This is a genomic window from Streptomyces sp. NPDC127038 (assembly GCF_042725875.1).
Classification (GTDB): domain Bacteria; phylum Actinomycetota; class Actinomycetes; order Streptomycetales; family Streptomycetaceae; genus Streptomyces.
This window is the reverse complement of the sequence record NZ_JBHXDQ010000118.1, coordinates 1-11,644: the sequence shown is the minus strand read 5'-3', so window position 1 is coordinate 11,644 and position 11,644 is coordinate 1. Positions and strand designations below refer to the sequence as shown.

At 72.4% G+C, this 11,644-nt stretch carries 6 protein-coding genes; 4 read left to right on the top strand and 2 right to left on the bottom strand.

What is annotated here, in order from left to right:
- Positions 1-47 precede the first annotated feature (47 nt).
- Positions 48-2,192: a glucose PTS transporter subunit IIA gene (locus tag ACFWI4_RS40420; RefSeq protein WP_387206595.1), complete on the bottom strand. Its 2,145-nt coding sequence runs from the start codon at positions 2,190-2,192 to the stop codon at positions 48-50.
- Between the two features lie 459 nt (positions 2,193-2,651).
- Between ACFWI4_RS40420 and ACFWI4_RS40415 the strand changes: the two genes are divergently transcribed.
- Positions 2,652-5,852: an alpha-L-rhamnosidase gene (locus ACFWI4_RS40415; protein WP_387206593.1), complete on the top strand. Its 3,201-nt coding sequence runs from the start codon at positions 2,652-2,654 to the stop codon at positions 5,850-5,852.
- Between the two features lie 93 nt (positions 5,853-5,945).
- Here ACFWI4_RS40415 and ACFWI4_RS40410 read toward each other — a convergent pair whose 3' ends face one another.
- Positions 5,946-7,847 carry an ABC transporter ATP-binding protein gene (locus ACFWI4_RS40410; protein ID WP_387206597.1) on the bottom strand — a complete coding sequence of 634 codons (1,902 nt, stop codon included), beginning with the start codon at positions 7,845-7,847 and terminating at the stop codon, positions 5,946-5,948.
- Positions 7,848-8,051: 204 nt separating this feature from the next.
- Between ACFWI4_RS40410 and ACFWI4_RS40405 the strand changes: the two genes are divergently transcribed.
- The 3 genes from ACFWI4_RS40405 (at position 8,052) to ACFWI4_RS40395 (ending at position 11,529) form a co-directional block, all read left to right on the top strand.
- Positions 8,052-9,035: a YbhN family protein gene (locus tag ACFWI4_RS40405; protein WP_387206591.1), complete on the top strand. Its 984-nt coding sequence runs from the start codon at positions 8,052-8,054 to the stop codon at positions 9,033-9,035.
- A 151-nt stretch (positions 9,036-9,186) separates the two neighbouring features.
- Positions 9,187-9,957 (top strand): crotonase/enoyl-CoA hydratase family protein, encoded by a 771-nt coding sequence (locus ACFWI4_RS40400; RefSeq protein WP_387206589.1) that lies wholly within the window; start codon positions 9,187-9,189, stop codon positions 9,955-9,957.
- 486 nt (positions 9,958-10,443) lie between these two features.
- On the top strand, positions 10,444-11,529 hold the full coding sequence (locus ACFWI4_RS40395) for a mechanosensitive ion channel family protein (protein WP_385393522.1): 1,086 nt from the start codon (positions 10,444-10,446) through the stop codon (positions 11,527-11,529).
- The last annotated feature ends 115 nt before the right edge of the window (positions 11,530-11,644 follow it).

The following is an 11,644-nucleotide window of genomic DNA, read 5'->3' as shown; positions in this document are numbered from 1 at the left end:
CGGCTCCCCTGCGGGAGACGTGCGCGCGCCGCGTCGTCGGTGGGCTGTCACCGCCGTACGGTCACCACCGGGGCGCCGGCCACGACGTCCCGCCCGGTGTGCGGTTCGACCGAGGACATCTCCGCGGTGTTGAGGACGGTCAGCAGGGTGACGGTCGGATGCCCCGCGGCGCGCACGGCGCCGAGGTCGACCTCGGCCAGGAGGTCGCCGGTGGAGACCTTCCGGCCGGACTCGACGCGGACGTCGAAGCCCTCGCCCTTCATCTGCACCGTGTCGATGCCGACGTGGATCAGCACCTCGACGCCGTTCGCGGTGCGTATGCCGAAGGCGTGGCCGGTGTCGGCGACGGTGATCAGCTCTCCGTCGACCGGGGAGACGATCCGGCCGTCGGCCGGCTCGATGCCCACGCCCTCGCCGAGCGCGCGGGAGGCGAAGACCGGGTCCTCGACCTCGCCGAGGCCGATCACACGGCCCGCGACCGGGGCCGCGAGTTCGACGGCGGGACCGGTGGCGACGGGGGCCTCGGTCGCGGCAGGGGCCTCGGTCGCCGTGGCGGTTCCGGTGCTGGTGGAGCCGGCGGCCGTGGCCGTACCGGTCGCGGTGGCGGTGGCCGTGGCGGCCGGGGCGCCGACGGTGACGAGCTCACGGTCCTCGGCCGGGGCGGCCTGGGCGGGGATCTCGCCACGTGCGGCGGCCTCGGCGGCGTCACGCTCGGCGTTGACCGCGGCGCGCTCGTCCTTGGTGCGGTAGTCGGAGAAGTACACGAGGGCCATCGAGGTGAAGAAGGCCGCCGTGATCGCGATGATGTACTTGATCATCGGGTTGAAGACCGGGATGGTCAGCAGCGAGGTGAAGGCGAAGGCCTTGGTGTTCACGCCGCCCAGGATGCCGATGATCACACCGCCGACGAGGCAGCCCACGAGCATGCGCGGGTAGATCCTCTTGAAGCGCAGGTGGATGCCGTACAGCGAGGGCTCCGAGATGCCGCCGAGCAGACCCGCTGCCAGGGCGCCCGTGGCGGTCTGGCGCATGTCCTTCTCACGGTGACGGAGCGACAGCAGCAGGACACCGGCGGTGGCGCCGAAGCAGGCGAAGTTCCACGTGCCCATGGGGCCCTGGATGAAGTCGTACCCGAGGGTGTTGATGTTGACGAGCATGAGCGCGTTCAGCGGCCAGTGCAGACCCAGCGGCACCAGGAACGGGTACAGCATCGGGATGACGATCGCGAAGACGATCGGGGCGTGGCCGTTCAGCCAGGACAGACCCGTGCCGAGGCCGTTGCCGGCCCAGATGCCCATGGGGCCGATGAGGAAGGCGGTGAGCGGGATCATGATCAGCATGCTGAAGAACGGCACGAAGACCATCTGCACGTTCTCGGGGAAGATCCGCTTCAGGCCCTTGTAGACCAGGGCGAGCAGGGCGACCATCAGCAGCGGCACGAACACCTGGCCGCCGTAGTCGTTGAGCTGCATCGGCAGCCCGAAGACGTGGGCGACGGACTCCGTGGTGCCCAGCGTGGCGTTGGTGTGGGTGGTGACACCGGGGGTCTTGGACCCGATCATGCCGGTGAAGTTCGGGGTCATCACCGCGGCCATCACCGTGGCGCCGACCCAGGGGTCGATCTTCAGCTTCTTGGCCGCGTTGTAGGCGACCATGATCGGCAGGAAGTACAGCACCGAACGCCACATCGAGTCGACGAAGACCCAGGTGGCGGACTTGTCCGCGGACCGGAAGTCGACCACGCCGAAGGCGTCGAGCATGGAGGCGATCGCGATGATCAGGGAGGCGCCGAGCAGCACGCCCAGGAGCGGGCGGAACGAGTCCGAGAGGTACTCGAAGAAGTTGTCGAGCCAGGCGTAGCGGCCACGGCCCTTGGCGCGGATCTCGGCCTTGACGTCGGCGTCGGACTGCGGGCGGGGTGCCCCGGCGGCGCTCATCGACGGCAGGTTCATGATGTCCGAGTAGACGCCCGCGACGGCTCCGCCGATCACGATCTGGAAGCGGTCGCCGGACTGCGGCACGGTGCCCATGACGCCGTCGAGGGCGTCGAGCGCGGCCTGGTCGGCCTTGGCGCCGTCGTGGAGCTGGAAGCGCAGCCGCGTCGCGCAGTGCGTGAGGCTCTCGATGTTCTCGGGTCCGCCGACGCCGCGGAGGATCTTCTCCGCCAGCGGCTCGGGTGTGACTGTGTTCATGCTGCGTCCACACATCCCTTGGTTCTTGCGATACTGCATCGGTCCGCGACCTCTCACGCACGGACCGGTGCAACAAAAAAGGCCCGGGCAGCGCACGGGGCGCCACCCAGGCCTTGCCTCCCGTCCACTGGTACGCCGTCCGGCGTCGCACGCGGCGACGACGATGGCTTCCATAGGGAGTAACAATCCTGCGATCGAGATCGATCGGAAATGACTATACCACCTGAAACGGCGGCTCCGGAGGGCCCTGTGAGGCCCGGCACACCCGGGGGTCGCGCGCCCGGCCGACGGATTGAAACCGTTCAATGTTCGGGGACGCGAACCGGCCGGATCTCGTGATGACACGGATCAGCGGGGCCGATTTTCGGAAAATGCCGCCCCAGTCGTTGACCTCCCCCTCCCCCGCCCCTACCTTCACCGCCATGAATCGATTCACAACTCCTAGGTGAGGGGCCCCAGTTGATCAGCAGGAGGAACATCCTGGCGGGCGCGGCCGGCGCCGCCGCCGCGACGGTCGCCGGGGCCGGGCCGGCCGTGGCGGGGTCCGCTCCGGCCGGGCCGCGAGCCCGGCGCGGAGCTCCGCGCGTCACCGCTCCGACCGTCGAGTACGTCCAGAACCCCTTAGGCCTCGACACCGCGCACCCCCGGCTGACCTGGCCGATGGTCTCGGACCGGCCGGGGACGATGCAGGGCGCCTACCGGATCCGGGTCGCCTCGACCGTGCCGGGCCTGTCCCGTCCCGACGTCTGGGACAGCGGCAAGGTGATGTCCGGCCAGTCCGTCCTCGTCCCGTACGCCGGTCCGCCGCTCGCCCCGCGGACCCGCTACCACTGGTCGGTGCGGGTCTGGGACACCGAGGGCGCGGCCTCCGGGTGGAGCGCTCCTTCCTGGTGGGAGACCGGTCTCATGGACACGCCGTGGTCGGCGGACTGGGTCTCGGCTCCCGCCGCCCTCACGGACGCGCCCTCACTGGAGGGCGCCGACTGGATCTGGTACCCCGAGGGGGATCCGGCGAGCAGCGCCCCGGCGGCCACGCGATGGTTCCGGCGGGTCCTCGACCTCCCCGACGGCGTCACGGCGGCGCAGATCGCCATCACCGCTGACAACGTTTTCTCGCTCTCGGTGAACGGTACCGAGGTGGCCCGCACCGACCTGGCGACCGACAACGAGGACTGGCGCCGCCCGGCCGTCGTCGACGTCCTCGGACAGCTGCGCCCCGGCCGGAACGTCCTCGCGGTCGCGGCGGCCAACGCCACGGTGGGACCCGCCGGCCTGATCGCCGCCCTCGTCCTGACCACGGCGTCCGGCGAGCGGCGGACCGTCACCGACGGGTCCTGGAGGACGGTGGACACCGAGCCGCCCGGCGGATGGCGCGAGGACGGCTTCGACGACAGCGGCTGGACGACCGCGAAGGCCGCCGCCGCGTGGGGATCGGGCCCCTGGGGAAGGGTCGTTCCGGCCTCGTTCGCCGCCGCTCAGCTGCGGCACGAGTTCACGCTGCCCGCGCGGAAGGTGGTGCGCGCCCGCCTCTACGCCACGGCTCTGGGCCTGTACGAGGCCCACCTCAACGGCCACCGGGTGGGCCGCGACCGGCTCGCCCCCGGCTGGACCGACTACCGCGAACGCGTCCAGTACCAGACCTACGACGTCACCTCCCTGGTGAGCCCCGGGGCCAACGCCCTCGGCGCCTGGGTCGCGCCGGGCTGGTACGCGGGGGATGTCGGCATGTTCGGACCGCACCAGTACGGCGAACGCCCGTCCCTGCTCGCACGGTTGGAGGTCGACTACGCCGACGGGACCAGTGAGCGCGTCACCTCGGGAACGGACTGGCGAGCCGCGGCCGGACCGATCGTCTCGGCCGACCTGCTGAACGGTGAGACGTACGACGCGCGCCGGGAGACCGCCGGGTGGACCGCACCCGGTTTCGACGACCGCGCCTGGCTCCCGGTGCGCGCCGCGGGCGACGGCGCGCCCCCGCGGATCGTCGCGCAGACCGACGGCCCGGTACGGGTGGCCGGGGAGCGCCCGGCCGGGAAGGTGACCGAACCCGCGCCGGGCGTGTTCGTCTTCGACCTGGGCCAGAACATGGTCGGCACGGTCCGGCTGCGCGTGTCCGGCGACGCCGGGACGACCGTGCGGCTGCGGCACGCCGAGGTCCTCGACCCGGACGGCACCCTCTACACCGCCAACCTGCGCACCGCCGCGGCGACCGACACGTACACCCTCAAGGGCGGCGGCGAGGAGACCTACGAACCGCGGTTCACCTTCCACGGGTTCCGCTACGTCGAGGTCACCGGGTATCCGGGCACGCCCACCGCCGAGGCCGTGACCGGCCTGGTCATGCATACGTCGGCGCCCTTCACCCTGGAGTTCGAGACCGACGACCCGCTGCTCGACCAGCTGCACAGCAACATCACCTGGGGCCAGCGGGGCAACTTCCTCTCCGTCCCCACGGACACGCCCGCGCGCGACGAGCGGCTGGGCTGGACCGGCGACATCAACGTCTTCGCCCCCACGGCCGCCTACACGATGGAGTCGGCGCGCTTCCTGTCCAAGTGGCTCGTGGACCTGCGCGACGGCCAGACCGCCGAGGGCGCGTTCACGGACGTGGCGCCCATGGTCGGGACGGTCGGCAACGGGGTCGCGGGCTGGGGCGACGCGGGGGTCACCGTCCCCTGGTCCCTGTACCGGGCGTACGGGGACCGGCAGGTCCTGGCCGACGCGTGGCCGTCGGTCCGGGCCTGGCTCGGCTACCTGGAACGCCACAGCACGGGCCTGCTGCGGCCCGCGGAGGGCTACGGGGACTGGCTGAACGTCTCGGACGAGACGCCCAAGGACGTCGTCGCCACCGCGTACTTCGCGCACAGCGCCGACCTCGCCGCACGGATGGCCACGGCGCTCGGTGAGGACCCCGCGCCCTGGACCGGCCTCTTCGACCGCGTCCGGGAGGCGTTCCGCGGCGCCTATGTCGGCGCCGACGGGCGGATACGGGGCGACACGCAGACCGCGTACGTCCTCGCCCTGTCGATGGACCTGGTCCCGGACGCCCTGCGCACGGCGGCGGCCGGACGTCTCGTCGACCTGATCCGCGCGAAGGACTGGCATCTGTCGACGGGCTTCCTCGGTACGCCCCGGCTGCTCCCGGTCCTGACGGACACCGGGCACACCGACGTCGCCTACCGGCTGATCGGACAGCGTTCCTTCCCGAGCTGGGGCTACCAGATCGACAGGGGCGCCACCACGATGTGGGAACGCTGGGACTCCGTCCGGCCCGACGGCAGCTTCCAGACCCCGGAGATGAACTCCTTCAACCACTACGCCTACGGCTCGGTGGGCGAGTGGATGTACGCGACCGTGGCCGGTATCGCGCCGGGCCGGCCCGGCTACCGCGAGATCGTCGTACGGCCCCGGCCGGGCGGTGGCGTGACGTCCGCGCGGGCCACGTTCACCTCCGTGTACGGTCCCGTCTCCACCCGGTGGCGGCAGCGGTCCGGCGGCTTCGACCTCACCTGCTCCGTGCCCGTCAACACCACGGCCGAGGTGTGGATCCCCGCGTCGGGCCCGGACGCGGTCGCGCACACCGGCGGGGCCTTCCTGCGGACGGAGGACGGCTGCGCGGTGTACCGAGTCGGCTCCGGAAGCTTCCGCTTCACCGCCTGACGGGGGCCGGGGAGAGGAAGGACCGTCCGGCGGAGGGGCCCCCGGATCACCGGCGGCCCCTCCGTCCCGTCACGGTGCCCGTGCCGTACGGGCCTACGGGACCACGTCCGCCGTGACCGGCACCGGGGCCTCGTCCTGGCGGGCCGTCCTGAACTGGGTCCGGTACAGCTCCGCGTAGCGTCCGTCCGAGGCGAGCAGGTCGTCGTGCGTGCCCCGCTCGACGATCTCGCCGGCCTCGACGACCAGGATCAGATCGGCGGCCCGCACCGTCGACAGCCGGTGCGCGATCACGACGGCGGTACGGCCCGCCAGCGCCTCGGCGAGCGCCTCCTGGACGGCCGCCTCCGAGGTGTTGTCGAGATGCGCGGTGGCCTCGTCCAGGATGACCACGCGCTGGCGGGCGAGCAACAGCCGGGCGATGGTCATGCGCTGGCGCTCACCGCCGGAGAGCCGGTAGCCGCGCTCGCCGACCACGGTGTCGAGACCGTCGGGCAGGGAGCGTACGAGCTCGTCGAGACGGGCCCTGCGCAGCACGTCCCACAGGTCGTCCTCGGTCGCCCCGGGCCGGGCCAGGAGCAGGTTCTCGCGGACCGAGTCGTGGAAGAGGTGCCCGTCCTGGGTGACCATGCCGAGGGTCGCGCGCATCGACGCGGCACTGAGCTCGCGGACGTCGACGCCGCCGATGCGCACGGCCCCGGAGTCGGTGTCGTACAGACGCGGCAGGAGTTGCGCGATGGTCGACTTGCCGGCGCCGGAGGAGCCGACGAGCGCGACGGTCTGGCCGGGTTCGGCGCGGAAGGAGATGCCGTGCAGGACCTCGGCGCCGCCCCGGGTGTCGAGGGCGGCGACCTCCTCCAGGGAGGCGAGGGAGACCTTGTCGGCGGAGGGGTAGGCGAAGCGGACGTCCTCGAACTCGACGGCCGCGGGCCCCTCCGGGACCGTGCGGGGCTCCGGCTTCTCCTCGATGAGCGGCTTCAGGTCCAGCACCTCGAAGACCCGCTCGAAGCTGACCAGGGCGCTCATGACCTCGACGCGCGCACCCGCAAGCGAGGTCAGCGGCGCGTACAGGCGGGTGAGGAGCAGCGCCAGCGAGACGACCGCGCCCGGCTCCAGGGTGCCCCGCAGGGCGAACCAGCCGCCGAGCCCGTAGACGAGGGCGAGCGCCAGGGCCGAGACCAGGGTCAGGGCCGTGATGAAGGCGGACTGCGCCATGGCCGTACGGACCCCGATGTCCCGCACCCGCCGGGCGCGCGCCGCGAACTCGGCGGACTCCTCCCCGGGCCGCCCGAAGAGCTTGACGAGGGTCGCGCCCGGCGCGGAGAAGCGCTCGGTCATCCGGGTGCCCATGGAGGCGTTGAGGTCCGCGGCCTCCCGCTGGAGGCGGGCCATGCGGCTGCCCATCCGCCGGGCCGGGACGACGAACACCGGCAGCAGCACCAGCGCGAGCAGGGTGATCTGCCAGGACAGGGTGAGCATCACGACGAGGGTGAGCAGCAGGGTCACCAGGTTGCTCACGACTCCGGACAGGGTGTTGCTGAAGGCGCGCTGGGCGCCGATCACGTCGTTGTTGAGTCGGCTGACGAGCGCGCCCGTACGTGTACGTGTGAAGAACGCGACCGGCATGCGCTGCACATGATCGAAGACAGCCGTGCGCAGATCGAGGATGAGTCCCTCGCCGAGCGTCGAGGACAGCCAGCGGCCGAGGATCCCGAACCCCGCCTCGGCGACCGCGATGACGGCGATGAACACGGAAAGACGGACGACGGTGCTCTCGTCGCCGTGGGCCACGATGGTGTTCACGACATGCCCCGCGAGCACCGGCGTCGCGACGGCCAGCAGCGCCGTCACCACACTGAGGAGGACGAACTGCGCGATACGGCGGCGGTGCGGACGGGCGAAGACGGCGATGCGGCGCAGGGTCGCGCGGTCGAAGGGACGGCGCTCCTGCTGGGCGTTCATGACACTGTGCAACTGTGTCCAGGCTGTGGTCTCCATGCTCATGGGAGAGACAGTAGGACCTCAAGCATTGTTGAGGTCAACGGACCGGGGCGGGAGCGGCCTCGCGGACGGGTCCGCAGGGACGCGGGCGTTCTCGCGGGGCGCCCGGGGCGTCTCCCTCCCGCGGCTTGCTCCGGGTGTCAGCCGCCGTCCGCGCGCCCGCAACCTCACGTTGGTGCGGTGCGGAGAGCCTCTCCCGATGTGACAGCCGTACGACTTCCCCGGGCACTGCCCCGGCTCCCCCGCGCCCTCGTCCTGCGGCCCGCGGTCCGGCCGGTGCTGTGCCTGCTCCCGCTCGCGCTGGTCCTCGTGGTGGCCGTGCGCCACCGGTCGGTGCTCGCCGAGGGCTTCGGTCATCTGCGGTCGGCCGAGTGGCCCTGGCTCGTCGCCGCGGCCGGCGCGACCTGTCTGACCTGGGTGGCCGCGGCCGTGACCCGTCAGGGCGCCGTCATGGAACGGCTGCCCGCCCGCCGGCTGCTGGCCACGCAGTTCGCCGCGGGGGCGGCCAACCATCTGCTGCCCACGGGGCTCGGCGCCGGGGCGGTCAATCTGCGGTTCATGACGGTGTGCGGGGTGCCGCTGGCCCGCTCGTCGGCCGCGCTCGCGCTGTACGTGCTGGCCGAGGCGGTGGCCCGGCTGGCCCTGCTCCTCGGCCTGCTGATCGCGTTCCCCGACGCGCTCCGGGTGGACGGTCTGCTGCCGCGGGGTGCGGTCGCGCCGCTGCTGCTCGGCGTCGGTCTGGCCCTGCTCGGCGCGCTGGCGGTGCTCGTTCTCGTACGACGGCTGCGGGCGGCCGTGTTCACCTTCCTGCGCACCGCCTTCGGGGAGGCCCGCTCGGTGCACACCCGGCCGTCCCGGGCCCTCGCCCTGTGGGGCGGCTCGCTCGCCTTCCCGCTGCTCCAGGCCGCCGGGCTGGCCTCGGTGGGGCGGGCGCTCGGCCTGCCGGTGTCGCCGACGCACATGATGATCGCGTATCTGGCGGCGACGATCGCGGTCGCGATGGTGCCGACGCCCGGCGGGCTCGGCTCGGTGGAGGCCGCGCTGGTCGTGACCCTGGTCGCGGCGGGCGGCCCCGTCGCCGTGGCCACCGCGGTGGTGCTCGCGTACCGGATCATCACGGTGTGGCTGCCGCTGCTGCCGGGTGCGCTGACGCTCGGCGCGCTGGTCCGCTGGAAGGTCATCTGACACCGGGACGCGCGGTGTCACGTAGGGAGGGACCCGCGGGGCGGGATCCGATCTCGTCCGCCGCGGCCCGTGCTTCGTGGCTCTCGCTGTGATACCGAGGAGTAACCACGGCGTGCGGTGTGGCACGTCGGCCGCCGGAAGGAACAGCGCGATGCCGGTCCGTATCGAACGTCAGGGTCACGTCACCACGGTCGTCCTCTCACGGCCCGCGGCCCGCAACGCGGTGGACGGGCCGACCGCGGCCGAACTCGCGGACGCCTTCCGCGCGTTCGAGGCCGACGAGACGGCGCGGGTCGCCGTGCTCTGGGGCGAGGGCGGCACCTTCTGCGCGGGCGCCGATCTGAAGGCCATCGGCACCGAACGGGGCAACGAGGTCGCCGAGGAGGGCGACGGGCCGATGGGTCCCACCCGGCTGCGTCTGACCAAGCCGGTGATCGCCGCGGTCGCCGGGCACGCCGTGGCTGGCGGTCTGGAGCTGGCGCTGTGGTGCGATCTGCGGGTCGCCGAGGAGGACGCCGTGTTCGGGGTGTTCTGCCGCCGCTGGGGCGTGCCGCTGATCGACGGGGGCACGGTACGGCTCCCCCGGCTCATCGGCACGAGCCGTGCGATGGACATGATCCTCACCGGCCGTCCGGTCGGGGCCAGGGAGGCGTACGAGATGGGGCTCGCGAACCGGGTCGTGCCGGCCGGCCGGGCCCGCGCCGAGGCGGAGCGGCTGGCCGCCGGGATCGCCGGGTTCCCGCAGGCGTGTCTGCGCAGCGACCGTGCCTCGGTCCTCGACCAGGAGGGCCTGGTCGAGAAGGAAGCCATGCGGACCGAACTCCTGCACGGCATGGGCGTGTTGAAGGAGAGCATGGAGGGCGCGGCCCGCTTCGCCTCGGGCGCGGGGCGGCACGGTGCCTTCGCCGGCCAGGACGACTGACGCGCGGGCGGGGCCGGCGACGGAATCCGGGCGGCGTGGGGACGCCGATGTCCCGGACGCCCGCCGGTGACGGTCTCCGCACGCCGGTGCCGCATTCCGGGCGCCACGCCGGCGGCGGTCTCGGTCCGCGCGGGGGTACCGATCTTCCGGAAGCGGGCCGGTGGCGAATTCCCGGCGCACGCCGGTAGTAGCCACCTCTGGCCGCGCGCGAGTGCCGAGGTCCCGAGGGCGCGCCGGTGAGGTCTTCGCACGTCGGTGCCGGTTCGCCGGTGGGCGCCGGGCGGTGTCAAGCGCGGCGCCCTGACGGGTTGGTGACGGAGGGGCAGGTGGATGCGGCAGGATGAGCGGTCTCCCGGACGAAGATGATCACTCGTCCGGGCACGACCGCGCGTTCCCGGATTCGAGCAGGTGGCAAGTGACGACACAGCACATTCGGCCCGCGGGCCCTCACCCCGGCCCCGGCCCCGGCTCGCGAGGAGGTCGTCGATGAAGCGCTCCGTCACCCTCGACGACCTGATGCTCGCCGGAATAGCCGTGGCGGCCGGGCTGCTGGCGGCGTTCCTGCTGCGGATGCTGCTGCGCTGGCTGGGCAAGCACGCCGAGCGCACCCGCTGGAGCGGCGACGACGTCATGGTGGACGCCCTGCGCACCGTCGTACCGTGGTCGGCGGTGGCCGGGGGCGTCGCCGCGGCGGCCGCGGTGCTTCCGCTGACCGCGCCCGTCGGCCGTACCGTCAACCGGTCCCTGACCGTCCTGCTCATCCTGGTCGCGACGATCACCGCCGCGCGGCTGATCGCGGGTCTGGTCCGGTCGGTGACCCAGTCCCGCTCGGGCGTCGCCGGTTCGGCCACCATCTTCGTCAACATCACCCGGGTCGTGGTGCTGGCGATCGGCTTCCTGATCGTCCTCCAGACCCTGGGGATCTCGATCGCGCCCCTGCTGACGGCCCTGGGCGTGGGCGGTCTGGCCGTCGCCCTCGCGCTCCAGGACACCCTCGCCAACCTCTTCGCGGGCGTGCACATCCTCGCCTCGAAGACGATCCAGCCGGGCGACTACATCCAGCTCAGCAGCGGGGAGGAGGGGTACGTCGTCGACATCAACTGGCGCAACACCACGGTCCGTCAGCTGTCCAACAACCTGGTCATCATCCCCAACGCGCAGCTCTCGGGCACCAACATGACCAACTTCACCCGGCCCGAGCAGCGGATGACGCTCACGGTGCAGGTGGGTGTCGGCTACGACAGCGACCTCGACCAGGTCGAGCGGGTCACCAACGAGGTGGTCGCCCAGGTGATGACCGGGATCGACGGCGCCGTGCCGGAGCACGAACCCGCCGTGCGCTTCCACACCTTCGGCGACTCGCGCATCGGGTTCACGGTGATCCTCGGGGTGGGCGAGTTCAGCGACCAGTACCGGATCAAGCACGAGTTCATCAAGCGCCTGCACAAGCGCTACCGGGACGAGGGCATCCGGATTCCGTCGCCCGCCCGGACGGTCGCGATCCAGACCGGCGGCGCCGGCTTCCTGGAGACCGCCATCCCGCATCAGCGCGAGGCCGCGCGACAGCTCTGACGGCGGACCGGCCGGCGACGGCCCGGGAGGCAGGGCGGCCCGGGACGTAACACGGTCCGAGTAGTAAGCGGCGGGGGGGGGGGGGGTGACACCCCCCCCCCCCCCCCCGCCCTAA

Bases quoted from the DNA above. Each gene is read 5' to 3' on its own strand.
- ACFWI4_RS40400 (WP_387206589.1), top strand. From the start codon at position 9,187: ATGCCGGTCCGTATCGAACGTCAGGGTCACGTCACCACGGTCGTCCTC.
- ACFWI4_RS40410 (WP_387206597.1), bottom strand. From the start codon at position 7,847: ATGGAGACCACAGCCTGGACACAGTTGCACAGTGTCATGAACGCCCAG.
- ACFWI4_RS40395 (WP_385393522.1), top strand. From the start codon at position 10,444: ATGAAGCGCTCCGTCACCCTCGACGACCTGATGCTCGCCGGAATAGCC.
- ACFWI4_RS40420 (WP_387206595.1), bottom strand. From the start codon at position 2,192: ATGAACACAGTCACACCCGAGCCGCTGGCGGAGAAGATCCTCCGCGGC.